At 70.8% G+C, this 25316-nt stretch carries 25 protein-coding genes; 12 read left to right on the forward strand and 13 right to left on the reverse strand.

All coding sequences use genetic code 11. The annotated features are described in order from the left end of the window. Positions 1 to 32 precede the first annotated feature (32 nt). The 5 genes from ABD250_RS15725 to ABD250_RS15745 all read right to left on the reverse strand — a co-directional run bounded on the left by ABD250_RS15725 (position 33) and on the right by ABD250_RS15745 (position 5971). Complete coding sequence (locus tag ABD250_RS15725; protein ID WP_179525718.1) at positions 33 to 1229, reverse strand: SGNH/GDSL hydrolase family protein; 1197 nt, start codon at positions 1227 to 1229, stop codon at positions 33 to 35. Beyond that, positions 1226 to 2569 (reverse strand): 5-methylcytosine restriction system specificity protein McrC, encoded by a 1344-nt coding sequence (locus tag ABD250_RS15730; protein WP_182659514.1) that lies wholly within the window; start codon positions 2567 to 2569, stop codon positions 1226 to 1228. The genes ABD250_RS15725 and ABD250_RS15730 overlap by 4 nt, the downstream gene beginning before the upstream one ends. Further along, positions 2566 to 4806 carry an AAA family ATPase gene (locus ABD250_RS15735; RefSeq protein ID WP_259845084.1) on the reverse strand — a complete coding sequence of 747 codons (2241 nt, stop codon included), beginning with the start codon at positions 4804 to 4806 and terminating at the stop codon, positions 2566 to 2568. Before ABD250_RS15735 ends, ABD250_RS15730 begins: the two co-directional genes overlap by 4 nt. A 92-nt stretch (positions 4807 to 4898) precedes the next feature. Then, the gene (gene greA, locus ABD250_RS15740) at positions 4899 to 5396 is read right to left on the reverse strand and encodes a transcription elongation factor GreA (RefSeq protein WP_017835774.1); all 498 of its coding nucleotides are present in this window, start codon (positions 5394 to 5396) and stop codon (positions 4899 to 4901) included. A 122-nt stretch (positions 5397 to 5518) separates the two neighbouring features. Next, on the reverse strand, positions 5519 to 5971 hold the full coding sequence (locus ABD250_RS15745) for a DUF4307 domain-containing protein (RefSeq protein ID WP_182611252.1): 453 nt from the start codon (positions 5969 to 5971) through the stop codon (positions 5519 to 5521). A gap of 115 nt (positions 5972 to 6086) precedes the next feature. On the opposite strand from ABD250_RS15745, the gene mca reads away from it, so the two are divergent. The 3 genes from mca (at position 6087) to ABD250_RS15760 (ending at position 7584) form a co-directional block, all read left to right on the forward strand. Then, positions 6087 to 7010, forward strand: a complete 924-nt coding sequence (gene mca / locus ABD250_RS15750) for a mycothiol conjugate amidase Mca (protein WP_182659511.1) — start codon at positions 6087 to 6089, stop codon at positions 7008 to 7010. 44 nt (positions 7011 to 7054) lie between these two features. Beyond that, the gene (locus ABD250_RS15755) at positions 7055 to 7330 is read left to right on the forward strand and encodes a hypothetical protein (protein WP_182611255.1); all 276 of its coding nucleotides are present in this window, start codon (positions 7055 to 7057) and stop codon (positions 7328 to 7330) included. Positions 7331 to 7404: 74 nt separating this feature from the next. Beyond that, positions 7405 to 7584 (forward strand): hypothetical protein, encoded by a 180-nt coding sequence (locus ABD250_RS15760; RefSeq protein ID WP_182659510.1) that lies wholly within the window; start codon positions 7405 to 7407, stop codon positions 7582 to 7584. Between the two features lie 8 nt (positions 7585 to 7592). Here the strand turns inward: ABD250_RS15760 and ABD250_RS15765 are convergent, their stop codons facing one another. Together ABD250_RS15765 and ABD250_RS15770 are read right to left on the reverse strand one after the other, a co-directional pair. Continuing rightward, entirely contained in the window at positions 7593 to 8294 is a 702-nt protein-coding gene (locus ABD250_RS15765) for a CE1759 family FMN reductase (RefSeq protein WP_182659509.1), read from the reverse strand. Continuing rightward, a complete protein-coding gene (locus tag ABD250_RS15770; protein ID WP_182659508.1) occupies positions 8291 to 9541 on the reverse strand; it encodes an LLM class flavin-dependent oxidoreductase in 1251 nt (416 codons plus the stop codon). The genes ABD250_RS15765 and ABD250_RS15770 overlap by 4 nt, the downstream gene beginning before the upstream one ends. A gap of 196 nt (positions 9542 to 9737) precedes the next feature. Here ABD250_RS15770 and ABD250_RS15775 point away from each other — a divergent pair, with 196 nt between their 5' ends. Beyond that, complete coding sequence (locus ABD250_RS15775; protein ID WP_338404261.1) at positions 9738 to 10724, forward strand: nuclease-related domain-containing protein; 987 nt, start codon at positions 9738 to 9740, stop codon at positions 10722 to 10724. Positions 10725 to 10741: 17 nt separating this feature from the next. On the opposite strand, the gene ABD250_RS15780 is transcribed toward ABD250_RS15775, so the two are convergent. Together ABD250_RS15780 and ABD250_RS15785 are read right to left on the reverse strand one after the other, a co-directional pair. Beyond that, positions 10742 to 12262 carry an HNH endonuclease signature motif containing protein gene (locus tag ABD250_RS15780; protein ID WP_344393231.1) on the reverse strand — a complete coding sequence of 507 codons (1521 nt, stop codon included), beginning with the start codon at positions 12260 to 12262 and terminating at the stop codon, positions 10742 to 10744. Between the two features lie 115 nt (positions 12263 to 12377). Beyond that, the gene (locus ABD250_RS15785) at positions 12378 to 12776 is read right to left on the reverse strand and encodes a DUF2784 domain-containing protein (RefSeq protein ID WP_182658644.1); all 399 of its coding nucleotides are present in this window, start codon (positions 12774 to 12776) and stop codon (positions 12378 to 12380) included. Between the two features lie 300 nt (positions 12777 to 13076). On the opposite strand from ABD250_RS15785, the gene ABD250_RS15790 reads away from it, so the two are divergent. The 3 genes from ABD250_RS15790 to ABD250_RS15800 are packed head-to-tail and all read left to right on the forward strand — an operon-like array spanning position 13077 to position 15695. Next, positions 13077 to 14150, forward strand: coding sequence for a 3-deoxy-7-phosphoheptulonate synthase (locus ABD250_RS15790; protein WP_182658645.1), 1074 nt, complete (start codon positions 13077 to 13079; stop codon positions 14148 to 14150). Between the two features lie 58 nt (positions 14151 to 14208). Further along, on the forward strand, positions 14209 to 14976 hold the full coding sequence (locus ABD250_RS15795) for an isoprenyl transferase (protein ID WP_182610033.1): 768 nt from the start codon (positions 14209 to 14211) through the stop codon (positions 14974 to 14976). Further along, positions 14976 to 15695 (forward strand): MOSC domain-containing protein, encoded by a 720-nt coding sequence (locus tag ABD250_RS15800; RefSeq protein WP_194306920.1) that lies wholly within the window; start codon positions 14976 to 14978, stop codon positions 15693 to 15695. The genes ABD250_RS15795 and ABD250_RS15800 overlap by 1 nt, the downstream gene beginning before the upstream one ends. Before the next feature lie 69 nt (positions 15696 to 15764). On the opposite strand, the gene ABD250_RS15805 is transcribed toward ABD250_RS15800, so the two are convergent. After that, positions 15765 to 17339 (reverse strand): PH domain-containing protein, encoded by a 1575-nt coding sequence (locus ABD250_RS15805; protein ID WP_344393237.1) that lies wholly within the window; start codon positions 17337 to 17339, stop codon positions 15765 to 15767. Then, on the reverse strand, positions 17336 to 17824 hold the full coding sequence (locus ABD250_RS15810; protein WP_182658287.1) for a PH domain-containing protein: 489 nt from the start codon (positions 17822 to 17824) through the stop codon (positions 17336 to 17338). The genes ABD250_RS15805 and ABD250_RS15810 overlap by 4 nt, the downstream gene beginning before the upstream one ends. Positions 17825 to 17861: 37 nt before the next feature. Here ABD250_RS15810 and ABD250_RS15815 point away from each other — a divergent pair, with 37 nt between their 5' ends. Beyond that, positions 17862 to 18992 (forward strand): tocopherol cyclase family protein, encoded by a 1131-nt coding sequence (locus ABD250_RS15815; RefSeq protein WP_182658288.1) that lies wholly within the window; start codon positions 17862 to 17864, stop codon positions 18990 to 18992. A 17-nt stretch (positions 18993 to 19009) separates the two neighbouring features. Here the strand turns inward: ABD250_RS15815 and coaA are convergent, their stop codons facing one another. Continuing rightward, positions 19010 to 19942 carry a type I pantothenate kinase gene (coaA, locus tag ABD250_RS15820; RefSeq protein WP_182643921.1) on the reverse strand — a complete coding sequence of 311 codons (933 nt, stop codon included), beginning with the start codon at positions 19940 to 19942 and terminating at the stop codon, positions 19010 to 19012. Positions 19943 to 20078: 136 nt separating this feature from the next. Between coaA and glyA the strand changes: the two genes are divergently transcribed. The 3 genes from glyA to ABD250_RS15835 all read left to right on the forward strand — a co-directional run bounded on the left by glyA (position 20079) and on the right by ABD250_RS15835 (position 22893). Further along, entirely contained in the window at positions 20079 to 21383 is a 1305-nt protein-coding gene (glyA, locus tag ABD250_RS15825; protein ID WP_182658289.1) for a serine hydroxymethyltransferase, read from the forward strand. Between the two features lie 107 nt (positions 21384 to 21490). Further along, positions 21491 to 22105 carry a TetR/AcrR family transcriptional regulator gene (locus tag ABD250_RS15830; protein ID WP_107749135.1) on the forward strand — a complete coding sequence of 205 codons (615 nt, stop codon included), beginning with the start codon at positions 21491 to 21493 and terminating at the stop codon, positions 22103 to 22105. A 35-nt stretch (positions 22106 to 22140) separates the two neighbouring features. Next, the gene (locus tag ABD250_RS15835) at positions 22141 to 22893 is read left to right on the forward strand and encodes a LysR family transcriptional regulator substrate-binding protein (protein WP_344393243.1); all 753 of its coding nucleotides are present in this window, start codon (positions 22141 to 22143) and stop codon (positions 22891 to 22893) included. On the opposite strand, the gene ABD250_RS15840 is transcribed toward ABD250_RS15835, so the two are convergent. Next, a complete protein-coding gene (locus ABD250_RS15840) occupies positions 22876 to 23529 on the reverse strand; it encodes a TetR/AcrR family transcriptional regulator (protein ID WP_241730786.1) in 654 nt (217 codons plus the stop codon). The two genes, ABD250_RS15835 and ABD250_RS15840, sit on opposite strands and share 18 nt — an antisense overlap. Before the next feature lie 103 nt (positions 23530 to 23632). Between ABD250_RS15840 and ABD250_RS15845 the strand changes: the two genes are divergently transcribed. Continuing rightward, entirely contained in the window at positions 23633 to 25294 is a 1662-nt protein-coding gene (locus ABD250_RS15845; protein ID WP_182659299.1) for a class I adenylate-forming enzyme family protein, read from the forward strand. Positions 25295 to 25316 lie beyond the last annotated feature (22 nt).

Consider the following 25316-nt stretch of genomic DNA (forward strand, 5'->3'; position numbering starts at 1 on the left):
AAGGCTCCTTCTTTGCGGGTGGATACTCGGTGCTAGGTGTGGTCGGGGGTGAGTTCCGGGGCGGACAGGTCCCGGGTGGGGCGGGTCAGGCGCAGGATGCGGCTCCGGCGGCGGAGGGTGTCCGCCGCCTCGCGGGCATCGCCCGTGCTCTCCGGATCGCCGTCCACGTCCTCATTATGCAGGTACGTGTTCTCGTCGAGGTCCTCCGCGTCCTCGTGGGTACGGACGAAGTCGGTCAGTCGCTTGGTCAGCCGGGCGACGACCGACTCGCGGTGCTCGTCGTCCGCGCCGTCCGCGGCCGCCTCGGCGGCGGTCTCCGCGTCCTCGGCGGCGCGCTCGGCGGCCTCGAGGGACGCGGCGGCCTCCTCCGCGTCGTGGGGCAGCTGGTCCTCGGGCACCTCGTCCCACACACCGAGCGCGACGCACACGGCGGGCAGCAGCAACCCGGCGGCGAGCTCGTACCCGGCGGAGTTGGGGTGGAAGCGGTCCGGGGAGAAGAGGTTCTCGCCGTGCTTGTGGAACTCCGGGGCCAGCGCCTCGGCGAGCGAGACCGGCACACCGCCCGCGCGGCGGACCTGCACGGCCTGGGCCGAGGCGAGACGGCGACTGAGGGTGGCCATGACCGATCGCAGCGGCTGCGGGACGGGCTTGATGGTCCCCAGATCGGGGCACGTGCCCACCACCACGAGGGAGCCGCCCTCGCGGAGCGCCTCGACGGCCTCGCCCACGCGGCGGGCCGACGGGCCGATCGCGTTGCGTGCGGTGATGTCGTTGCCGCCGATGAGGATCACCGAGATGTCGGGATCGCCGTGCGCGATCTGCATGGCCTCGACCTGACCGGCGAGCCCCTTGGAGGTGGCGCCGACGATCGCCTTGACGCTCAGCCGCACGTCCCACCCTGATTCCTCGGCGAGACCGCGCGCCAGGAGGACCCCGGGCAGTTCACCGGGGGAGTCGGCACCCAGGCCGGCGGCGAGCGAGTCGCCGAAGATCACCATGTGGACGTCGCACGTCATCCCGGGTCGCCACGGCTCCGCGGTCACGGCACCGGGCCGGTAGAGGCCGTCGCCGTGGAAGGGTCGCGAGGTGGGCTTGGGGATCACCCGTCGGGCGATCCTGGCCTGCTGGGCGAGGAGTTCGTACGCACCCCGGTAGGCGCCGACGGTCCCCACCGCGACCAGCGCGAGGTTGACGACGACCTTCCGTGCCGGATCATCTGCGTGACTCATCTGGCGTGGCGTCTCCCTCCGGTGCGGTGGCGTGCGGGGCTCGGCACCGCGAGCTCGCGGGCCTGCTGTGACAACTCGACGATAGTCCTGCGGCTCTCCAGGGGCCCCATCGAGAGATCCACCGGGTACTCGACGATCGAGATGTCGGTGTGCACGATCCGCCGCGGCTGCGGGGTGTCGTCGCGACGCTGGGCCGGATACACGAGGTACGCGCGGTCCACGCCGAGCGCGGTGCAGGCCGCCAGCAGCCTGTAGTGCTCGGCGGCGCGGGCGCGGCGGTCCGTGGGATAGGTGGGAACGAAGGTCGTGACCGGTTCGCCGTCGACCTCGTACACGAGGCCGGTGGGCACGGAGATGTGGTCGCCCTCGGTGTCGGGAGCGCTGTGGCGACCGGCCCTGCCGCCGGAGGCACTGGTCGACCCGGCGTCCCCGGCGTCTCCCTGCTCGATACCCGTGTCCAGATGGACGACGGGGTTCTGCAGCACCCGTCCACCACAGCCGTCGAGGGCGGCGGTCAGTTCGGCCTCCACGAAGCGCTCGAACAGCGCCGGCATCTCGGTGACGAAGGCCGCCGACGCCGCGTGGCCGTCCTCCACCTCCACCGAGATGCGGCGCACGATCCGGTCGGCCAGGGCGAGCGCGTTCTGGAACCGGGCGTTGAGCCGGGTCCGCGTCCAGGCGGGGACCGGGGCGCCCTGGCCGATGAGCGTGGCGTCCGCCAGCCGGGCGTCCACCATCGCCAGCCGCCGCCGGGTGGCGTCCGGCAGGTCGGGCAGGAACTGCAGGCGGTGCGCGGCGGTGCGCAGGATGCGGTTCTCCGCGATGTCGGGGGTGAACTCCGAGTAGGTGACCTCCAGGGGGATGGTCATTCCCGGGTGGCGGCGGATCTGGTCGCCCAGACGGATCCGGCCGCGCACGGTGGTCAGCGCCTCGTCGACCCTGCGGTACCCGCGCAGCAGCCCGGACGACAGGGCCTGGTGCGCCAACGCGGCCATGGATTCGGCCACGGAGACCCAGAGCTCGTCGTCGTCCCTCGCCTGGACGGCCGACGGGAGGAACGCGGTGTCGGCCGCGTGGTCGAGCAGGAAGAACAACTGCGTCAGGCCCAGGTTGGCCGCGGGCAGGACCCGCACGGACAGACCCTCGACGCGGACCGAGCCGACGCTCCCGGACGGGATCAACCGCCACGTGTCGCGGCCGGCGGGCAACACCTCGACCAGCCCGGTCTGGGACAGGTGCTGCGCGCCCTCCCAGCTCAGGGTGACGAGCCGGCCACGGCGGTCGAACTCGTCGAACTCGATGGTCTCCGACGCCGCAGAGCCCGCCGAGGCGGGGATCACGCCCGGCCGATCTTCCGACGCAGTGTCGCGAGCCCGAAGCGTTCGTGGACCTCGGCGCGGGACAGGCGTCCGTAGTAGTGCTCCTCGAGCAGCGGGAGGAGGTCGTACCGCCAGATCGCCTCGAGCCCGCCGGGTTCGGTGGCCCGGTCCTTCATGAAGTACGACGGCCCGATCCGCAGGTCGCGGTCCGAGTCGTCGATCTCCGAGTTCAGCGCCTCCAGCAGGTCCGCGGGCTCGGTGGTCACGCCGCGGGCCTCGAGGTGACGTCGCAGCACGCCCGCCACCGGCGGGGTGTCCGGGTGGAGTTCCATGAACGCGAACCGACGCCGGATGGCCGCGTCGACCATGGCGATCGACCGGTCGGCGGTGTTCATGGTGCCGATGATGAACAGGTTGCGCGGCAACCGGAACGAGGTGTCGGGGCTGTACTGGGGCAGGACCGTGCGGTCGCGGTACTCGAGCAGGAAGTACATCTCGCCGAACACGCGGGCCAGGTCGGCGCGGTTCATCTCGTCGATGATGAGGAAGCTCGGGTGCTCGCGCCCCGAGTCGGACGTGGCGCGTGCGGCCTGGCGGCGCAGCGGCCCGGCCTGTAGGGCGAAGCCGGGTTGGCCGGACTCGGTGAGCGTCGGCCGGTAGCCCTCGAAGAAGTCCTCGTAGGCGTAGCTGGGGTGGAACTGGACCAGCTGCACCCGGCTCGGGTCGTCGGCGCCGGCGAGGAAGCGTGCGAGCTCCTGCGCGAGGTAGGTCTTACCGGTGCCGGGCGGGCCGTAGAACACGATCTGCTGCCGCTCCTGCAGGGTGTCCACGATCTCCTGCAGTTCCTTGCGCGGCATGTGGAGGCTGTCGGCGAGCTCGTCGGAGATGTCGGGCAGGGTGGGCACCGTCCCGGCGCCCGGGGCCTCGGCCACCTGCGACTCGGCGGAGTGGCGGCCGGGGTGCATGGCGGCGAGCAGGGCGTCGAGGCCGTCGGTGAGGTCCACGACGGTGCCGGGCTCCCCGATCAGCTCCGAGAGCGGGCTGGGGAGGGTGTCCAGGTCGAGCGTGACCGAGTGCCACCGCACCGAGCGCTCGAGCTGCTGGCCGCCGTCCTCCACGTAACCCAGGTCGTCGGTGAGGGTGCCCAGGTGCAGTTTGGCATCGGCGACCGTGGCCACCACGTCCTGGGGGCTCATCCGGGACAGGAAGGTGTGCAGCTCCGCGGTGAGCTGGAACCGTGCCTGGTAGTCCAGGTGCGGGTACCCCTGCTCGACGGCCTGGGACACCTCGAGCCGGCTGGCGTGGGCGGGGATGCGCGGAAGGTGGGAGGCGGGCAGCGCGATCCGGTTCTGCGCGACCCACTGACCGGCCTGACCGACGCCGCCGCGCCCGGGTCGGACCAGCCACGCTCGGCGGGAGTGGTCGTCGCGGTGGCGCTGCCACTGGTTGGCGATCGCACCCCGGTACCAGTCGACGGGCTGGCCGAGCTGGGCGGAGAGCGTCTCGGCGATCCGGTGGAGGTCCTGGTCGATGTCCAGCTCGTCGATCCCGGACGGCCCGCCGATGAGGTCGGCGAAGGCGTCGCGGATCCGGGTCTTGTGCTCGTGCTTGACGATCGGCTGGAAGTACCCGGGCCAGGCCAGGTACTGCAGGCTGTAGCGGATGGCCCGCCAGTCGCCGGGGGTCGAGCGGGCGGCCCGCTGGAACTCCCACGGGTCGGTCAGCGCCGCGTCGCGTTCGGCGGACTCCAGCTCCGCCCAGTGGATGACGAACGTGCACAGCCACCGCAGGTGCTCGCGCATCTGGACGTTGAACCCGAGCCCGCCGGTGAGCGGGCCCTTCTCTCCGAGCGCGTCGTCGAGGACCTCGGGGATCTCCGGGGCGTCGTCGATCCAGGACAGGACGTCCCTGATCCGTCCCCGCTTGAGGCGGGCGGTCACCGTGGACAGGGGCAGCTGCTGGATGTAGAGCAACTCGGCGGCCAGGAGCACCACCGGCCGCGGGGCGCCCTCCAGCTGGTCGTGGAGCGCCTGCATCACGGGGGAGCGGGTGGAGTCCGCGGAGTGCTCGCCCGTGTGCTCCTCGGCGTCCCCGTCCAGGCGGCGGATGAGCTCCTCCGCGACCTCGGGGGTCCAGGTGTAGAGCTCGTCGTCAAACGGTGACTGCCCTGTACGCAGCGCCGGTCCCAGGACCTGCTCGGCCGCCGATTCGATCTTCGGTGCCGGGCCGAATGGCCTGTCGTGGGAACCGTCTGTCACGTGGGACTCCTGGAAACGCCGGCGCGGGATCGGGCTGGTCGAACCGGGCCCGATAGTCGTGAAGAACCTACCACCGGGCCCGTCGTGGCCGGTCAGCTCTGGTACGGCTCCGCGGTCACGATCGTCACCGAGACGGACTTGCCGTTCGGGGTGGTGTACTCGCGGCTCTCGCCGACCTTGGCGCCCAGGATCGCGCGGCCCAGCGGGGAGTCGGGGGAGTAGATCTCGAGGTCGTCCTTGCCGGAGCCCTCACCGCGGGTGCCCACCAGGAAGGTCTCCTTGGTGTCCTCGTCGCCGTTGTAGTAGGCGCGGACCACGGAGCCCACCAGGGCGACGCCGGTCTCGGTGGGCGTCTCGCCGACCTGGGCGGTGGCCAGCAGGTCGTCGAGCTGACGGATGCGCGCCTCCTCCTGGCCCTGCTGCTCACGCGCGGCGTGGTACCCGGCGTTCTCCTTGAGGTCGCCCTCCTCGCGCCGCTCGTTGATCTCGGCGGCGATGACCGGACGGTTGGCGATCAGCGCCTCCTTCTCGGCCATGAGGCGGTCGTACGAATCCTGGGTCAACCAGTAGCCCTGGGTGTCGTTCGCCATGAGAGCGCACTCCAATCTGTTCGTGTGTGTGCTGCTGTACGAAAAACACGGCCCCGCGAAAGGAGCCGTGCTGATGGGACGATGCTAACACAGCGGTGACCTGGTTCGGGGCCCGAGAACCCCTACCTGCGCAGGTAGTCGGGGACGTCGTCGCCGCAGCCGTAGACGTCGGCCACGAACGCGCGGGCCGAGGTGGCGATGGACATGTCGACCTGGATCGCGCTGTTCTCGGACGGGGGCACGTACACCTCGCGGCGGCCGACCTCGCCCTTGGTCTGGTCCTGCGCGCGGACGATGCAGTAGGCGGCGGTCCCGGGATCGTCCCGGGTGACGGTCATCACCACGTCGGCCCGCTCGTCGTCGACGACGGTCACCCCGATCACCTCGCCGGAGATGGTGGGGGTGGCGCTGAGCCGGTAGCCGGCGACGGCGCCGGCCACCACGAGGGCGCCGACGAGCAGGACCAGGAAGCCGGCGACCACCTTGCCGGTCACGCCCGACCCGGAGTCGTCGTACCGCCCGGCCGGCGGGGTCCCTGCGGCCTGCGACGCGGCGTCCGGCCTCGGCTCACTCATGATCCCCAGGGTATCCGGGGGCCCCGGGCGGACCGCCCCGGGGGCACCGGTGGCCGGTGAGTCCATAGAATGGGTCATCCCGATCCCCGAGCTCTGATGAACGGCAGGTGCGACGATGGCCGGTCTCCGGCTGATGGCGGTGCACGCCCACCCCGACGACGAGGCGTCCAAGGGCTCCGCGACCATGGCCAAGTACGTGGCCCGGGGAGTGAACGTGCTGGTGGAGACCTGCACCGGTGGCGAGCGCGGCAGCATCCTCAACCCTGCGATGGACCGGCCCGACGTCGTGGCCGATCTCGTGGGCGTACGACGCCGCGAGATGGCGCGCGCGGCGGACATCCTCGGCGTCGACCACCACTGGCTGGGCTACGAGGACTCGGGTCTGCCCGAGGGGGACCCGTTGCCGCCGTTGCCTCCCGGATGTTTCGCCCTGGTCGACGACGACGAGGTCACCCGCTCCCTGGTCGCCAGGATCCGGGAGTTCCGTCCGCACGTGATCATCACCTACGACGAGAACGGTGGGTACCCGCACCCGGATCACCTGAAGGTGCACTCGGCGTCGATGGCCGCCTACGAGGCCGCCGCGGACCCCGATCGCTACCCCGGCACCGGCGAGCCGTGGGCCGTGGCCAAGGTCTACTACACGCACGGCTTCCCCAAGAGCCGTCTGGAGCTGCTCGACGAGGAGCTGTTCGCCCGCGACGGCGTCCGCCACTTCGCCGAGTTCCTGTCCCGCTGGGGGGATCGCCCCGACATCATGGAGCGGGTGACCACCAGGGTGGAGTGCGCGGACTACTTCGAGCAACGCAACTCCGCACTGCTGGCCCACGCCACGCAGATCGACCCCAACGGCTGGTTCTTCGCCGCCCCGGTGGAGATGCAGCAGCGGGTGTGGCCCACCGAGGAGTTCGAACTCGCGGCAAGCCGGGTGGCCGTACCCGAGCGGGCTGAGGGAGAATACGAGTCAGACCTGTTCGAGGGCGTAGACCCGTACGTCGCGCTCCCGTTCGGACCGAGCACGAGTGAGGACCCGAGATGATCACCCTGGGACCGGACGTCCAGATCCTGGCGTATCAGACCTCGATGGTCTTCGCGCAGAACCAGTCGCCGGGCACGCCCGGGTACAACGACCACCCGATGGGCCCGGAGTTCGGCAAGGCCTCACCGATCGGGATCCCCGTGGTCCTGCTCCTGCTGGTCGCGACAGTCCTCTTGATCCGCAACATGAACAAGCACATCAAGAACCTGCCCGAGACCTTCGACACCGACCACCCCGAGCCGGATCAACTGGCCGACGAGGGCACGGACCGAGCAGGTGTCGAGGGCGGGACCCCGGGCGCGCCCGTCGATCCACGCTGAGCCCCTCCGACATCGGCTGCGCCCCACCGCATCCGGTGGAGGTGCTCCGCGAGTGGGCAGATGAGGTCGGACAGGTGACCCGGCAGCTCGACCCGGGCCGACTGATCACTGCCGGCCTCCTGGGAGGCGACCAGTGCGGCCGGGTTGCCGACGGCTACAGGCTCATCGCCGAGTCGCCGTATGTCGACGAGCTTCAGTACCACGAGTTTGGCTACACCGGAATCCTCCCTCTACGCCTCGCGCAGACCGATTGATCCCGGGGTTAGCTCGCACCACCGAGCAGGTCGCCCATCGGGACGAAGTCGCCGAACTCGTCGTCGTCGCTCCTCCGGCCCCGTCCCTCGTCCGCCCGGGTCGGCGCCACCGCACCCCCGGTCACCCCGGCGAACCGCAGCATGAAGTCCGCTAGTTCCGTGCCCACGCGGTCGGCGCGCGAGGCCAGCGAGTCTCCGTCGCCGCCGGTGGCGACGGCCCCGAAATCCTCGGAGGCCGCGAACACCGAGGTCGGCACCACGTCCGCCTTGAGGTAGGCGAACATCGGGCGCAGCGCGAAGTCGATCGACAGCGAGTGCCGGACGGTGCCACCCGTCGCACCCAGTGCCACCGGGACGCCGGTCAGCGTGCCGGGGTCGATCACGTCGAAGAACGACTTGAAGAGGCCCGAGAATGACTGGTTGTACGTGGGCGTCACCGCGATGACCCCGTCCGCGCGCGCGATCTCCTCGAGGGCGGCGCGCAGTTTGTCGCCGGGGAACCGGGTGAAGGTGGCGTCCACGACCTCATGGGCGAGCCCGCGGACCTCGAGGACCGTCACGTCGACGTCCTGCCCGTGGCGCTTGAGGGCCTCACGGGTCGCCGAGGTGAGACGGTCGGCCAACATCCTGGTGCTCGACGGCACCGAGGTGCCCGCCGAGATCACCACCAGCCGCAGCGGCCGTGCGTCGGGTGCGTGGGTGGCGGTCACTTGTCGCCCCGTCCCGCCGGTGCCTGCGCGAGCCGGGACTCGGTGCGGCGGGCACGGGCCAATGATTGCTCCTGGGCGCGCTGTCCGCCCTCGACGGTCAGTCCGGTCCAGTTGTCGCCGGTGCCGAACCGGTAGGCGTCCGAGTACGCGGGCGCCCCCTCGGCGGCCAGCGCGGCGTCACGTGCCGCGACACGTGCCGCGTGGGTGGGCCCGTCAGGCACGTGCGCCGGCCGCAGCGCGTCGAGTTCGCGACGCAGGACCGGGACGATCTCGGTGCCGAGGATCTCGATCTGCTCGAGCACCGTCTTACGCGGCAGCCCGGCGTGATCGATGAGGAACATCTGGCGTTGGTAGTCGCCCACGTGCTCGCGCATGGTCATGTAGCGGTCGATGACCTGTTGCGGGGACCCCACCGTCAGCGGGGTCTGGGCGGTGAAGTCCTCGAGCGACGGGCCGTGGCCGTAGACCGGGGCGTTGTCGAAGTAGGGGCGGAACTCGTTGACCGCGTCCTGGCTGTTGGGGCGCGCGAAGAACTGACCGCCCAGCCCCACGATCGCCTGATCCGCGGACCCGTGACCGTAGTGCTCGTAGCGCCGTCGGTACAGCTCGACCATCTGCTTGGTGTGGCTGATCGGCCAGAAGATGTTGTTGTGGAAGAACCCGTCCCCGTAGTAGGCGGCCTGCTCGGCGATCTGCGGCGATCGGATCGAGCCGTGCCAGACGAAGGGCGCGACCCCGTCGAGCGGGCGCGGCGTGGAGGTGAACTGCTGGAGGGCGGTGCGGAACTTCCCCTCCCACTCCACCACGTCCTCATGCCACAGGCGGTGGAGCAACTCGTAGTTCTCGATCGCCAACGGCAGCCCCTGTCGGATGTCCTGTCCGAACCACGGGTACACCGGGCCGGTGTTGCCGCGTCCCATGGTCAGGTCGACCCGGCCCCCGGCCAGGTGCTGCAGCATGGCGTAGTCCTCGGCGATCTTCACCGGGTCGTTGGTGGTGATGAGCGTGGTGGCGGTGGACAGGATGATGTCCGAGGTCCTCCCGGCGATGTAGCCCAGGGTGGTGGTGGGGGAGGACGTGACGAAGGGCGGGTTGTGGTGCTCGCCCAGGGCGAAGACGTCGAGGCCCACCTGCTCGGCCTGGACCGCGTACTCGACGACGGCCTCGAGGCGCTCGTGCTCGGTGGATACCTGCCCGGTGTGGGGGTCAGGTGTGATGTCGGCGATGGAGAAGATCCCGAACTGCATGATGGCGAGCCTTTCAGTCTGTTGGTGCGTTCCATCCTAACTTGCTGACATGTCAAACAAAAGGGGGTCGGGGAGTATTCCGCATCACCCGTGTCAACTCCTGGATCGCGCGTTCTCCCACGCGCCGTGGCGTCGGGATGTGAGGATTCGGCGACTGTCACGGCGACTGCAGTGGCTACTGCCGCATGGAGGCCCGGTGACCGAGTGGATCGTCCGTAGGTGGGCCCGTTTCGGCCACGACCGGCTCTATGCCGCGACTCCCCGCGGAACCGACCTGGGTTACCTCGACCTGGCGACCGGCCGCTACCACTCCGACGACCTCGCCAACCTTCCGCTGTTGCGCAAGGCGATCGAGGACCACCCGGACGCCCGACGGCACCGGGAGTCGGCGCGGGAGTCGAGCCGGGAAGGGCAAGGAGTCCGTGAGCCGTCGCCAACTCCCTCGATCGCGGACACCACGCTGCACGGCACCCCGCAGACCACGCCGAACGGCACCCCGCACATCACCCCGCGGACAGCCGTGCCACCCACCGCCCACGTCACCGCACCCGGGCCGAGGTGGCACGATCTCTCCGACGCTCGTGCTGGGCCGGCCGCCCGCGAGCGGGCAGTGGCCGAACGGGAGTCGCAGGGGATGGTTCGTCACGTCCTTGCCCGGTTGGTCGACGCGAAGACCGACGAACGGGCCTGGCGAATCGGCGCGGACGGCGAGCAGGCGGTCGGTGACCAACTAGCGGGATTGGACGCTCGGTGGAGGATCCTGCACGCCGTACGCGTGGGGGAGCGGGGTGCCGATATCGACCACGTGGTGATAGGCCCCGGCGGCGTGTTCACCGTGAACTCCAAGAATCACCCCAAGGCGGCGATCTGGGTGGGCGGGGACACCTTCATGGTCAACAGCAGTCGGGTTCCGTACATCCGCAACAGTCGGCACGAGGCGAGGCGGGCATCCCGTCTGCTCGAGGAGCAGGTCGGCTTCCCGGTCCCTGTCGCCGGGGTGATCGCGGTGGTGGGCGCACAGCGGGGATTCACCGTGAAGACCCAGCCTGCAGGCGGCGCCGTGAGGGTGATTCCCCGGCGCCGCATCAGGCGATTCCTCACGTCGCGGCCGCAGCGACTGGGATTACGCGAGACCGACGCGATCCACGAGGTCGCCAGGCGATCCACGACGTGGCACCGCTGAACCGAGCCGTGCAGGGGTCAGGCGGGGCGGGGGCGGTGGGCTCCTGGTGGGTTGGTGAGGTGGCCGTCGTCGGTGATGAGGCGGTCGAGGTGTTGGTGCCATCGGTGGTCGAGGATCCGGTCGCGGGCCTGGGCCAGGGGGCCGTGGGGGGTGGTGCGGTGTTCGTGTCCGGTCTCGGTGATGATGGTCAGCTCACCCAGGGGCCCGGGCCGGTAGGCGCAGTGACCGAAGGTCTTCTCTCGGTGGTGCTTGCGGCACAGGCAGATCAGGTTCCACTCGGCGGTGGGTCCGCCCATCTCGGGGCGCTGGTGGTCGAAGGCGATGATGTGGTCGATCTCGCAGTCGTGGGCCTCGACGGTGCATCCGGGGTGGCGGCAGGTCCCGTCCCGTAGCCGGATCCGCTCGGCCAACGCCGGGGTGATGAAGTACTTGAGCACCGCGTCCGGGGTGTCCTGGACTCCCGGTTGCGGGTCGATGAGGTCGAACCGCACCCTCGCCTCGCCGCCGGAGAGCAACTCCTCGCACAGCCAGTCGAAGCTGGCGTAGGCGCCGTTGACGAACTGGACGCGGTTGGGCAGACCCTGGGCGATGCCGTCGATGATCGAGATCCGGACCGGCTTGTCGGTGCCCCACGACGCACCCGGCCGCGGCGTGTCCGCGCCGGCAGCGCCAGCTGCGCCTTCGGTGCCGTCCGCGCCGGCGGCGCTGTCGGTGTGGTGGGTGGTGTCCTCGGGGTCGTGCAGGGCTGAGCCGATGTCGTCGGTGTTCGGGTCCCCGAGGGCGCACAGGGCGTCGGCGCGCAGTTGGTTGCGGGTGCGCGGGTGACCGCGGTCGTGGGCGGCGCGGGCAGCGGCCTCGATGCGCCGGCGCAGCTTCTCGGCATCCGAGCTGGGCAGGTGGGCCCACATGCTGGTCATGCCGTCGCGGCCGGGGCGGAACCGGACGGTGCGCTGCTCCACGGCCGCGCCCACCGCGTCCTCGGCGGCCCGGGGGTCGTGGCGCTCCCTGGCCGCGTCGACCGCGGTGTCCAGGGCTGTGCGGCTGGGCCGGTGGCCCCCGTCCAGGTCCCGGCCCAGGGCGCCGATGACCTCTGATTCCACCGCCGCGATGATCGCGTCCGGGATGTCGGCCAACCGGCAGGCGGTGTCGATGGCCAGCTGCTCGGGGAACAGGCCCCGATCGACGGCCTTGCGCAGAAGAGGAAGGCGGGTGTGGATCTGCACCCCGGCGGTCACCAGACGCCCGGCGTGCCACCCGGTCAGGGACATCGCCGCCGCCAGGTGGTCACGGGCCCGATCGGCCGGGTCCAGACGGGCGAACACCGGCCGCGGGCACGCCCCGTCATCATGGGTGGCCTCATCGAGCCGCCCCATCGCCTGCACGAGGTGATACGCGGCCTGAAGCCGGGTGGCCGCGGCGAGATTCTGCGCCAGCGTGGCCGACCGCGCCACCTCACTCAACGCCTCGGCGCCCAACGTGTCGAGAGGATCCGGCACCGCGCGCAGCGCCCCGAACGCCGCCGAGCTCGTCGTCGTCACACTCACCACCGACCCACCTCCCACGTTGCGCTTGACTCGAACATGTGTACTATCCTACCCATGTTCGCATCATCGTTCAAGTGTTCGAATGAAGTCCGCGGCGGCGGCGTCGACGTCAGGAGTGCAGCGCCTCCGGCGCGAGTGCGCGGGAGCGTGCTCGCGCTCGCCAGTGGAGGAAGGCCAGGCCCGCCCATGAGACGAGCACGGCGGCCGCAACGGCGAGTTGCGCCGTCAGAAGATGTTCCGCGGGATAGATGACGCCGGTGAGGTAGTGGTCGATGAACCCCGTCGACGGCAGCGTCTCCTGGCCGGCGCGGGCGCGTCCCCAGTTCTCCACGTAGGTGAGCGGACAGTCCCACCCCACCGTCGCGATCCCGAGTCCGTACGCCGCCGTCGCCAGATGTGGCCAGAATGTCCAACGCCATTTCCACGCGAGGAAGCCGCCTACCACCATGTACACGAGGAAGGCCGCGTGGAGCACCATCGCAGCGTCAGCGACGAGTCGGTATCCCATGACTCCAGGGTGCCAGCCGGGGCGGGAGGTGCAAGTGGCCCGACGGGCGCGGCCTCTGCTACGGTGACCGGCATGTCGATCGCTCGCGCTTATTGGCGCTTTATGTGGGCTCCGGGTGGAGCCCGCGCCGCGAGCGCACGCGTCCGCTAGTCGGACGTCCGACACCCGGAGCCCAGAGGCGGTGACCACCACGGTCACCGCCTCCCGCCATTTCCAGCGGCGGATCCGGGTGCGACACAGGGCACCGAACAGGATCACGGCACCCGGCCCGCCACGACCCCCGCATCAGGAGCGCACGCCGTGACCATCACCGCCGAGAACCCCACCCAGACCGCCGACCGGCGCGTCCTGTCCTACTCCCCGTTGCCGACGCCGATCGAGATCCTCGGCGAGCTCCCGCTGGGGGAGGCCCGCGAGGCGCTGGTCGAGCGCAGCCGAAGCGAGATCGCCGATGTCCTGGCCGGGCGAGACGACCGGCTGCTCGTGGTGGTGGGGCCCTGTTCGGTCCACGATCCCGCGGCCGCTCTCGACTACGCGGGGCGTCTCGCGGCCCTGGCCCGGGAAGTCTCGGAGGACCTGCTGATCGTCATGCGCGTCTACTTCGAGAAGCCGCGGACGACCGTCGGGTGGAAGGGCCTGATCAACGACCCGGCGCTGGACGGGAGCTACGACATCCCGCGGGGTCTGCGCACGGCCCGCAGACTCCTCCTGGATGTGTTGGACCTCGGCCTGCCCGTCGGCTGCGAGTTCCTCGAACCGACCAGTCCGCAGTACATCGCCGACGCCGTCTCCTGGGGTGCCATCGGAGCGCGGACCACCGAGAGCCAGGTGCACCGCCAGTTGGTCTCCGGGCTGTCCATGCCGGTGGGGTTCAAGAACGGGACCGACGGCGAGGTCCAGGTCGCGGTGGACGGGTGCAGGTCCTCGGCGTCGCGCCACGTGTTCTTCGGCACTGACGCCGAGGGCCGGGCCGCCGTGGTGGAGACGGCCGGGAACACCGACTGCCACGTGATCCTCCGGGGAGGCACGGGCGGCCCCAACCACGACGCGGCATCGGTGGCGTCCGCGGTGGCGTCGGTCGCGAAGGTGGGGCTGCCCGGTTTGGTGATGGTAGATGCGAGCCACGCCAACTCCGGCAAGTCGCACGAGCGCCAGGCCGAGGTCGTGGCCGAGCTCGCCGAGCGGATCGGGGCGGGGGAGGACGGGATCTCCGGCGTGATGGTCGAGAGCTTCCTCGAGGCCGGCGCCCAGTCCGTCGACGCCGCCGAGCTGGTCTACGGGAAGTCGGTCACTGACGCCTGTATCGGTTGGGATACCACCGAGGAGGGCGTGCGCGCGCTGGCCGCGGGGGTTCGCGCGGGCCGACGGGGCTGAGCCCCCGCGGGTCAGGGGGACCCCTGTGGAGGGGGCGTCGCGCGGTAACCTCTACCGAGTGGATGCCTCCTCCCCCCTGTACTCGCTGTACGAGTCGCGACTCCGGTCGTCACTCGAGGGTGCTCGGCTCCCACGACACATCGCGGTGATGGCCGACGGCAACCGCCGCTGGGCCAAGGAGGCCGGGTTCGCGGATGTCGCGCACGGACACCGGGCCGGGGCGGTCAAGATCGCCGAGATGCTGGGCTGGTGCGACGAGCTGGGCGTGGACGTGGCCACCATCTACCTGCTGAGCACCGAGAACCTGGGTCGCGATGCCGAGGAGCTCGACGAGCTGCTGCAGATCATCGCCGACGTGGTGGACGAGATCACCGGTCCGGACAAGAACTGGGACGTCCGGATCGTCGGGCGGCTCGAGGTGCTGCCGGACTGGCTGGCCGAGCGGCTGCGTCACGCCGAGCGCGCGAGCACCGGGCGTCGGGGGGTCAAGGTCAACGTCGCCGTGGGGTACGGCGGCCGTCAGGAGATCGCCGACGCGACCCGCGAGCTCGTCGCCCAGTTGATCGACGAGGGCCGGACCGGGCGGGACCTGGTCGACGGCATCACCGTGGAGGCCATCGGCGAGCACCTCTACACCTCCGGCCAGCCCGATCCCGATCTGGTGATCCGTACGTCCGGCGAGCAGCGGCTCTCCGGATTCCTGCTGTGGCAGAGCGCCTACTCGGAGATCTGGTTCACCGAGGCCTACTGGCCCGCGTTCCGCCGCGTGGACTTCCTCCGCGCCCTGCGCGACTACGGTGCCCGCAACCGCAGGTTCGGCCACTGATGCCGGCCTCGAACAGTCCCGCGTCCGGGGAGACGGTGCCGGAGTCGTTCACCGTGCAGGCCGTCTGCGTGGTGGACCAGCTCCTCACCGTTCCCGGCCGCGTCGGCGTGACGGCGATCGACAAGCGCCCCGTCGAGGGCCCGGTGCAGGTCCGTGAGTACGGCCTCCACGGCGACGTCCAGGCCGACCGCGAGCATCACGGCGGCGTGTGGAAGGCCGTCTACCTGCTCTCCGACTCCGATGTCGAGCCGTGGGAGCCCGAGTTCGGTGGGCCGATCCCGCCCGGGTACTTCGGCGAGAACCTGCGAGTGACCGGCGTCGACACCTCGCAGCTGCAGATCGGCACCGTCCTGGAGGTGGGCCGGGGCAGCGGTCGTCGGGGTCCGTTGCGCCTGGAGATCACCACCCCGCGCATCCCGTGCCAGACGTTCGGCGATCGCGTCGGCAAGCCCAGGTGGGTGCGCCGGTTCACCGAGGCGGGGCGGCCCGGAGCGTACGCGCGCGTGCTGCGGCCGGGGTCGGTCGAGGTGGGCGACGAGATCCGGGTGGTCGCCGTGCCCACGCACGGCGTCACCATCGGGCGGGTGTTCGCGGGGGTCGACGACGACGAGGCCGGCCGCCTGCTGTCCGAGTACACGCTCTCCGACCTCGCGCCGAGCCTCGTGCGCAAGCTCGACCCCGCCACGGACGTCCGGCCCGCCGACGTCGACTCCGACTGAGGCGACCCCTCAGAGAGAGCGATCCCGTCGCGGTCTTGCCGAGAGATTCAGCCGCGAGGTCGATTCCGCTCACGTTTTCCCAGGTCGCGTGTCGCTTTTCGCGGCATTCGTGACCACTCGGCGAGAGCCCGGAGGCTCGGCGAGGTGGTCCCAGACCGGTCCGGCGGTGCGCCACAACGCGGGCGCCTGCTCGCGGCCCACGTCGGGCAGCCGGAACGCGCCGCTGCCACCGGCGGTGGTGGCCACGAGCGTCGCCAGTCCGGCGCGCCGCTGCAGGGGGGAGCGACGGATGTTCCAGCCGAGAATGCCGTCCCGCCCGAGGACGTCGGTACGCCGCATCAGCGAACCCTTGCGCAGCGCCACCACCCCGCCGGTGATCTCGTGTCCGAGACCACGGGCGTTGTCGAGCGAGGCCCAGATCGCGCTGGCCGCGGAGAGCACCAGCGCGACCGCCGGGACCCACCAGAGCCACGGCCAGATCACGGCCGGCACGAGTGAGGCGCCCGTGACGGCGACGACGACCGCGCCCGCCCGCACCAGTCTGCGCCTCCGCGCGGCGGGCGGATGCGCTCGGAGCACCGGGGGTACGGGCTCGCCGAGGATCGTCCCGGCCGCGCCGGCGGACACGGCCCGGGGTGAGGCGGGCACCAGCGCCGGGCTCTGCTTCTTCTTCCCCTCGTCGTCCTTCCCGGTCCCGACCCCCGAGGCCACCACGTCGAGCCGCGCGGCGCCGAGGAGTCTGAATCCCGGGGGTTCGTGCAGTGTGACCCCGCGAATGCGGCGACCGTCGAAGGAGGTGTGCCGACCCACGAGCAGGCCACGGTGGAGCTCGAGCGAACCGTCCTCGTGGTGCTCGAGCCGGAGGTTCCACCAGTTCTCCACGAAGAGCGCGACCGACGCGATGGTGCCCACCACCAGGGCGAGCACCAGCACCCCGGCGGCGATCACGGGGATCGGCAGGTCACCGATCCGGTCCCAGATCCACTCGAGCATCTCGGGAACGGCCCCGAACCAGTCCGCGACCTGGAACACGATGCCGATCCCCAGGAGACCGAACAGAGGGGTCATGACGCTGGCGGGGGCGTAGCGCACCCACCCTGGGTCGAGACGCACGAGTTCGGAGGCGTCGGTGGCGGCCCGCTCGGCGACCAGGTGGCGGCGCAGCTCCTCGGCCACCTCGCGGTCGAGGGCGCCGAGAATGAGCCTGGACCCGTCGGTCTCCCCGCTGGCCAGTCTCACGGTGGCGATGCCCATCCGACGCTGCACCAGGTCCGCCGAGATCTCCACATTGCGCACCCGGCCGGTCGACAGACTGGTGGTGGAGCTGGAGAGGAAGCGGACGCGGCGCTCGATCCGGTGGGCGTCCACGCGGTACCTGGTCACGGCGAGCCGGGCGGTCTCGATGACGGCGGTGGCCGCGGCGCCGAGGATCGTGCCACCGATGGTCCACAGCAGGACCCACGCCAGGCCCACCCCGCCGAGGAGGAGACCGGACCCGGCGGGGACGGCGGTGGCCGCCAGGGCCCCCGCGGCCACGACGGTGCTCGCGGCGATGGTCCGCCGGTCGAGCGGCAGCCATTCGGGGGCGGGCTCCGCGGGGTCGGGCCGCGATGCCGCGAAGTGCTGCGACCCGGGCGTGGTCACGTCGCGTCCCGCTGGTCGTCCTCGGCCAGGAGCGTCAACCTGTCGACCATCTCCTCGGCCTGCGCGGCGTCGAGGGCGCTGATGCGGACCGCGCCCGAGGAGGAGGCGGTGGTGACGACGACGGTGGCCAACCCGAACTGACGCTGCAGTGGACCGCGGGTCTTGTCGACGGTCTGCACCCGGGAGAGCGGCGCGGCCCTCCATTCCTCCCAGAACAGGCCACTACGGCTGTAGATCGCCGTGTCGGTCGCTTCCCACCGGTGGATGGCCCAGCGCACCCGGGGTACCGCGACCAGTGCCACGGCGGTCGCGGCCGCCCACCCCGCCGCCACGAGCAGGACCCAGGGGAACAGGACCAGGCCCAGGGCCACGGCCACCACCAGCGGCCCCGCCATCCACAGTGCGACCTGCGCCGTCCACCAGCGCCGACACCGCGGGTCGACGCGGTGACGTGGTGGCCTGAGTCCGATCGATGACGAGTTCACGGTGTCCAACATAGGGCCCTGTGGAACGCTGGCGTGCATGACACTTCACCGGCGCTACCGGGCCACCGGCGCAGACCTGCCCTTCGGCGATCCGCTCCGCGCACACGGGGTGGCCATGGAGGGATACTTCCTCCGCGTGACCGACCGCGCCCACGGCCGCGCCCTGATCGCGCTCATCGGGATCAACCGGGGGCCGGACGGGCACTGGGCGACGCTCGGCCTGGCGTCCGACGAGGTGCCTCCCCGGTCAGGGGCGACCGGGTCCCCCCGGCCGGGCGGCGGCTCGACCTCGTCGTCGTCCTCAATCGGTTCGGGTACTCCACCAGCGCGGTCGGGCACGTCGTCTTCTCTCCGCCTGGCCGCCGCGCCCGAGGGGTGGGCCGATCCCGACCGCCTGGGGGCCCGCTCCGGAGACCTTTTCGAGTACCGGCCGGACGGGGTCACCGTGGACATGGGCGAGGGGGCGCGCCTCCACGTGGAGGTCACCGACCCCGTGGAGTGGCCACACCGTGCGGTCGGCGGGTCGAGCATCTTCCAGTCCGTGCCCGCCCTCAACCAGTACTGGCACCCGTGGCTGCTCGGCGGTCGGGCGCGGGGCTGGGCGGAGCTGGACGGTCGGCGCTGGGAGTTCGACGGCGCCGACGTCTACGGCGAGAAGAACTGGGGCGCCGAGGGCTTTCCCGACTCCTGGTGGTGGGGGCAGGCGCAGGGCTTCTCCGAGCCTGGCACCTGCGTGGCGTTCGCCGGCGGGCAGATCCATTCGGGCCCGCTGCGCACCGAGGTCACCGCGCTGGTCGTGCGACTGCCGGATGGCCGGGTGATCCGGTTGGGCAACCCCGTGGTCTCCCCGGTCCGGGCGGAGGTCGGTGATGACGTCTGGGCACTCGAGGGGCGCGGTTACGGTTGGCGGATCCGCGTGACCGGGCGGGCGCCCCTGGGTCGGGCGCACGTGCTGCCCGTGCCGTTGCCGTCGGAGAAGCGGAACTCGGCGGGCGCGATCGAGCACCTGTCCGGTGAGCTCGAGGTGGAGGTGAGCCGGTTCGGGCGCCATGTCTGGAGCGATCACAGTCCACAGGCCGCACTCGAGCACGGGGGGCTGGACCGCGCCGAGGCCGAGTTGCGGCGGCGTGGCGTACCCGTGGGGGAGACGGGCGCCGCGCCGGAGTGAACGAACCCGGGAGCGCGTCAGATCTTGCGCAGGCGCAGCCGCTGGATGGAGTGGTCCGAGTTCTTGCGCAGCACCAGCGTCGCGCGCGGCCGGGTCGGCAGGATGTTCTCCACCAGGTTCGGCCGGTTGATCGAGGTCCAGATCTCGCGCGCCGCCAACCGTGCCGCTTGGTCGGACAGGTCTGCGTAGTGCGCGAAGTGGGAGTTGGGGTTGGAGAACGACGTGCTGCGCAGTTCCAGGAACCGCTCGACGTACCACTTCTCGATGTCCTCGATCTTCGCGTCCACGTAGAGCGAGAAGTCGAACAGGTCCGAGACCATCAGTCGGGGGCCCGTCTGCAGGACGTTCAGGCCCTCGACGATGAGGATGTCCGGGCGCTGGACCTCGATGAACTCGTCGGGGACGATGTCGTACTTGGTGTGCGAGTACACGGGCGCGCGGACGACCGGGGCACCGGACTTGACCTCGGTGACGAACCTCAACAGCGCACGCCGGTCGTAGGACTCGGGGTAGCCCTTGCGGTGCATGAGCTGGCGCCGCTGGAGTTCGCGGTTGGGGTAGAGGAAGCCGTCGGTGGTGATCAGGTCCACCCGGGGGTGGGAGTCCCAGCGGGTCAGCAGCGCGCGCAACACACGCGCGGAGGTGGACTTGCCCACCGCCACCGAGCCGGCCACCCCGATCACGAACGGCATGGGGGCGTCCACGGTCTCACCGAGGAACAGGTTGGTGGACTGGAACAGGCGCTGGCGGGCCGATACCTGGAGGTGGATGAGCCGGCTGAGCGGCAGGTAGATCTCCGCGATCTCGTCCAGGTCCAGGTGTTCGCCCAGACCGCGCAGTCCCTCGAGGTCCTGTTCGGTGAGCACCATCGGCATGGCTCGCCGCAACCGACGCCAACTCCGGCGGTCGAACTCCACGTACGGCGTGTAGTCGCCGGCATGTCTGCTCACGATTGCTGATTGTGTCAGGTGCCCACGGGGGAGAGGCCTCCAGGTGCCCTGGCACTAGACTGACGACGACGACGAGACGAGCCGTGGCCCCGACACGATTCGTACGAAGTGAGAAGCCCACGCGCGAGGAGCAACGATGACCGACCCGAACACCGATGTGTTCACCGCCTCCCTGTCCGAGTTGGACCCGGAGGTCGCCGAGGCGATGGCCGGCGAGCTGGCGCGTCAGCGCGACACGTTGGAGATGATCGCGTCCGAGAACTTCGTGCCGCGCTCGGTGTTGCAGGCGCAGGGATCGGTGCTCACCAACAAGTACGCCGAGGGCTACCCGGGTCGGCGCTACTACGGCGGGTGCGAGCACGTCGACGTGGTGGAGAACCTGGCACGGGACCGCGCCAAGGAGGTGTTCGGCGCCAAGTACGCGAACGTGCAGCCGCACGCCGGTGCCCAGGCCAACGCCGCCGTGCTCATGGCGCTCGCGAAGCCGGGTTCGAAGATCATGGGCCTGTCCCTGGCCCACGGTGGTCACCTCACCCACGGGATGAAGCTCAACTTCTCAGGCCAGCTGTACGAGGTCGCCGCCTACGAGGTGGACCCGGAGACCATGCAGGTCAACATGGACACCGTCCGCGAGATGGCCCTCGCGGAGAAGCCGGATGTCATCATCGCCGGCTGGTCGGCCTACCCGCGGACCCTGGATTTCGCGAAGTTCCGCGAGATCGCCGACGAGGTGGGGGCCAAGCTCTGGGTGGACATGGCGCACTTCGCCGGCCTGGTGGCCGCGGGCCTGCACCCGAGCCCCGTTCCGCACGCCGACGTCGTCTCCACCACGGTCCACAAGACCCTGGGCGGGCCGCGCTCGGGCATGATCCTCACCAACGACCTCGAGCTGTTCAAGAAGCTCAACTCGTCGGTGTTCCCCGGTCAACAGGGCGGGCCGCTCATGCACGCGATCGCGGCCAAGGCCACGGCCATGAAGATCGCCGGCACGGAGCAGTTCCGCGAGCGTCAGCAGCGCACGATCGAGGGCGCCAAGATCCTCGCCGAGCGTCTGACCGAGCAGGACTGCCAGGACGCCGGGGTCTCCGTTCTCACGGGCGGCACGGACGTCCACCTGGTGCTGGTGGACCTCCGCGAGTCCGAACTCGACGGCCAGCAGGCCGAGGACCTCCTCCACGAGGTCGGCATCACCGTCAACCGCAACGCCGTGCCGTTCGACCCCCGTCCGCCGATGGTGACCTCCGGCCTGCGGATCGGCACGCCCGCGCTGGCCACCCGCGGCTTCGGAGCCGAGGACTTCCGCGAGGTCGCGGACATCATCGGCACCGCCCTCGCGGCGGGTACGGACGCCGACATCACCGCCCTGCGTGGACGCGTGTCCGCGCTGGCCGCGGCCAAGCCGCTGTACGAGGGCCTCGAGGACTGGACGATCCTGGGCTGAGCGTAGGGGGCGGGCCAAGCGCAGGGGGCGCCGGAGTGGATGGTTCCGAGTCGGATGCGACGTACTCCGAACCGCGAGGTTCGAGGCCACGGTCAGGGGGATGAGGGATGGTGCAGCACGCCAGGATGGAGAGTTCCAGGTCCAAGAGGAAGGCGATTCTCCGGGTCGCGGTCGACCACTTCGGATCTGCTGGATACGAGCACACCAAGTGGGCGACGATCGCGCACGAGGTGGGAATCGGTCAGACAGCGCTATATCACTACTTTGAATCCAAAGCTCACTGCCTGCTCACGATCATGAGTACCGAGCTCGACCACTCTCATCGGCGCTTCTCTGAGGCCGTGAAGGACTCCGTGGATGCTGAATCGGCTCTGCGGGCCGCGGTGCGAGGTGTATACGACGTCACCGCCAGTGAGGCGCTTCAAGCCCGAATTCTGGTGCACCACGTCGGCATCCTGGAGACCACGCGTTCCACTGAGCGAGAAGAGGAAGAGCGCCAGACGGCGGTGGAGCACTCGCGCGCGGTGGAGCAGGACTGGATCTCGTTGCTGGCGCGCGGAATGGACTCCGGTGAGTTCCCACGGCGGGACGAGGAGGAGCTGGGACGGCTGATTCTGGGAATGGTCAGCTCCGTGTGGACCTGGTACCGGCCGGATGGGGTGCGGCCCCTCACCGCGATCGGCGATTCGGTGGCAGATGCCTGTTCACGGTTGGTGCACTGATCCGGGGTTCACGGAGCAGCGGCTACCGTTGAGGGGTGAACGAGGATACCGGTCCGGACCGGCGGAGCCTGGCCATCGGCTACGTCCCGGGCGTGCAGCCCGACAAGTGGCTCACCCGGTGGCGCGAGCGCAATCCCGAGGTGCCGATCTCGGCGCGGCGCTCGGGGGATCCGCGCTCGGCGCTGGCCCGGGTCGCCGGGGACGTGGGGTTCGACGTGATCTTCCTCCGCGAACCCGACGCGGCCCCGCGATCCTCGCCGCCCGGCCTGCTCAGGGTGCCGCTGTACACCGAGACCATGGCGGTGCTGGCGGAGAAGGATCACGAGCTGGCCGCGTTCGACACGGTGGCCGTGGCGGACCTCGAGGGCGAGCAGTGGCTCGACCCCGTCGACGCGATCGCCGCGACCCCGGACGAGGTGTCGGCCGCGGTGGACCTGGTCGCGGCCGGGGTCGGGCTCCTTGTCTTGCCGCTGCCGTACGCGCGGTCGCTGAGCCGCCGCGACGTGGTGGTCCGCCCGATCGACGGCGTGCCCGCCACCCGCATGGGCGTGGCGTGGTCGCCGCGGCGCGAGGGGGACGAGCTGATCGACGAGTTCGTCGGGATCGTCCGCGGCCGGACCGCCGCGACCACGCGGGGCGGGGGCGAGCCCCCGAGGCAGAAGCTCAATGCCAAGCAGAAGACGGCCGCCAAGGCCGCGCGCGCCCGGGCTGGGCAGTCGCGGGGTGAGCAGCCACGTGGCCGGCAGCAGGCGCCGCGGGGGAAGGGCCGGTCAACTCGGGGACGGTGACGGGTCGGCGACGCCGCCGGCCCGGGCCGCGCCCACCATGCCGCGGGCGAAGTACAGGTGTCGTGCCACCACGTCGTCTCTCGTCAGCGGGCCGTCGGGGCGGTACCAGGAGGAGATCGACACGCACAGCGACGAGATCGCGCGGGCCGCGTCCTCGGGGTGCTCACAGGCGAAGTCCCCCGAGTCGACGCCGGCCCGGATGGCCTCCTCGAGCATCGCCTGCTGAGAGTCGCGTTGGGCGATGTGGTGGGCGCGGACGCCCGGGTCCATGCTCCGCATCTCCGTGGAGGCCACGAACGCCTGGTCCCGCCTGGCCATGTGGAAGCGGGCGAGGCACTCCACGAGGTTCTCGAAGCGGGCGACCGGGTGGCTCCCGGCGTCCTCCACGGCCGCGCCGGTGTGCTCGAGCATCTCCGCCATCGCCGTGTCCACCACGGCCGCGAGGATCGCCTGTTTCGAGCGATAGTGGTGGTAGAGGCCCGGAACGGACAGTCCGGCCTCTTCGGCGATCATCCTGATCGAGGCGCCGTGGTACCCGTGTCGCGCGAAGACGACCAACGCGGCACGTAACGGGGGCGACAGGGTGTCGGGCCCGAATTCTCGCCAGTCGCTCATCGGTGGACTCTCCTCGGTCATCGAAAAACCCTAGCTGTCGATCACTTGACACGTGATGTGGTGTGGGTAACACTACATCGGACCGAGCGATCGCTCGGTCGGGCCGACGGAGCGGAGGGCGATGATGAACGGACCGAACCCGCGCCCGTGGCGGGAGTTGTACCGTCCGGGTCTCGACGAGGGCCTCGCGGGGCGGCGGGCGACGCTGGTCGACGCCTGGCGCGACCGGGTCGCGACGAGTCCGGACCGGACCGCGGTCGCGTACTTCGACACCCTCCTCTCGGCGCGTGAGGTCGACCGCATGTCGGACGCCCTCGGCGCGGCGCTGCAGGATCGAGGGGTGCGGGGCGGCGACCGCGTCGGCATCCACCTGCAGAACATCCCGCAGTACGCGCTGGCGCTGCTCGCCCTGTGGAAGATCGGCGCCGCCGCCGTGGTCCTCAACCCGATGTACTTCGGTCGCGAGCTCCGGTTGCCCGTCGAGGACTCCGGCGCGGTGGGGATCATCGCCACCGACCGGGACGTCGCCGCGATCCGCGAGAGCGTGGAGGGCACCGACGCCCGGTGGATCCTGAGCACCAGCGAGCGGGACCTCCAGACCAGGAACGACCCCCGGGTATTCGGCGGAACGGACCCGGGAGCGCCGTCGGAGGACGGCGATCTCGTGCGGCTCATCTCCGACTTCTCGGGTCGGACCCCGGCTCCCGTCACGGTGTCACCGGACGACCTCGCGCTGCTGACCTACACCTCGGGGACCACCGGTCCCCCGAAGGGTGCGATGAACTCGCACGCGAACGTGGTGGCCGTGGCCCGGAGTTTCGCCGACTTCGTCGGCATCGTGCCGGGAGACGTGGTGTTGGCCATAGCGCCGCTGTTCCACATCACCGGTGCCGTCATCAACGCGACCCTCGGCCTGCTGGGGGACACCACCCTCGTCTTTGCCGGGCGCTTCCGGCCCGAGGTCGTCCTGGACGCCTTCCGCGAACACCGGGTCACCTACACGATCGGGTCCATCACGGCCTTCAACGCGCTCATGCGTCTGGACGAGGCCGGCCCGGAGCACTTCGGGTCCGTCAAGACGCTCTACAGCGGGGGAGCACCGATCCCGCCGTCGACGGTCGAGCGGTTCCGGGAGCGGTTCGGCCACTACATCCACAACGCCTACGGGATGACCGAGACGACCTCGGGGGTCGTCGCCGTCCCGCCCGGACTCCGCGCCCCCGTGGACGAGGCCAGCGGGACGCTCTCCGTCGGGGTCCCACTCCCGGGGGTCGACGCGAGCGTGGTGGGCGTCGACGATCGACCCGTCCCGCCGGGGCAGCAGGGCGAGCTGGTCCTGAGCGGACCCCAGATCGTGTCCGGGTACTGGCGCAACGCCGCGGCCACCGCCGGGGCGATGCCCGGCGGCCGGCTGCACACCGGTGATGTCGCCGTCATGGACTCCGCCGGCTGGGTCTACCTCGTCGACAGGCTCAAGGACCAGATCAACGCCTCCGGGTACAAGGTCTGGCCCCGCGAGGTCGAGGACGTCCTGTACGAGCACGACGCGGTCTTCGAGGCCGCGGTCGTGGGCCTGCCGGACGAGTACCGCGGCGAGAAGGTGGTCGCGTTCGTCTCCCTCAAGGCGGGCCGCACCGCCACCGGGGAGGAGTTGGTCGCCTTCGCCGCCTCCAGACTCGCCGCCTACAAGAGGCCCGCCGAGGTCCACGTGGTCGGCGAGCTGCCCAAGACCCAGACCGGCAAGATCCGTCGCCGCGAACTCCGCGACGAGCACACCCCCTCCTGATTCCCCAGACCCCTCACCCGAC

The organism is Dietzia cercidiphylli (assembly GCF_039531545.1).
Lineage (GTDB): Bacteria > Actinomycetota > Actinomycetes > Mycobacteriales > Mycobacteriaceae > Dietzia > Dietzia natronolimnaea.

Coding starts and splice junctions, on each gene's coding strand:
- ABD250_RS15725 (WP_179525718.1), bottom strand. CDS start 1,229: ATGAGTCACGCAGATGATCCGGCACGGAAGGTCGTCGTCAACCTCGCG.
- greA (WP_017835774.1), bottom strand. CDS start 5,396: ATGGCGAACGACACCCAGGGCTACTGGTTGACCCAGGATTCGTACGAC.
- ABD250_RS15745 (WP_182611252.1), bottom strand. CDS start 5,971: ATGAGTGAGCCGAGGCCGGACGCCGCGTCGCAGGCCGCAGGGACCCCG.
- mca (WP_182659511.1), top strand. CDS start 6,087: ATGGCCGGTCTCCGGCTGATGGCGGTGCACGCCCACCCCGACGACGAG.
- ABD250_RS15755 (WP_182611255.1), top strand. CDS start 7,055: ATGGTCTTCGCGCAGAACCAGTCGCCGGGCACGCCCGGGTACAACGAC.
- ABD250_RS15770 (WP_182659508.1), bottom strand. CDS start 9,541: ATGCAGTTCGGGATCTTCTCCATCGCCGACATCACACCTGACCCCCAC.
- ABD250_RS15785 (WP_182658644.1), bottom strand. CDS start 12,776: ATGGGATACCGACTCGTCGCTGACGCTGCGATGGTGCTCCACGCGGCC.
- ABD250_RS15800 (WP_194306920.1), top strand. CDS start 14,976: ATGCCGGCCTCGAACAGTCCCGCGTCCGGGGAGACGGTGCCGGAGTCG.
- ABD250_RS15815 (WP_182658288.1), top strand. CDS start 17,862: ATGACACTTCACCGGCGCTACCGGGCCACCGGCGCAGACCTGCCCTTC.
- glyA (WP_182658289.1), top strand. CDS start 20,079: ATGACCGACCCGAACACCGATGTGTTCACCGCCTCCCTGTCCGAGTTG.
- ABD250_RS15830 (WP_107749135.1), top strand. CDS start 21,491: ATGGTGCAGCACGCCAGGATGGAGAGTTCCAGGTCCAAGAGGAAGGCG.
- ABD250_RS15840 (WP_241730786.1), bottom strand. CDS start 23,529: ATGACCGAGGAGAGTCCACCGATGAGCGACTGGCGAGAATTCGGGCCC.
- ABD250_RS15845 (WP_182659299.1), top strand. CDS start 23,633: ATGAACGGACCGAACCCGCGCCCGTGGCGGGAGTTGTACCGTCCGGGT.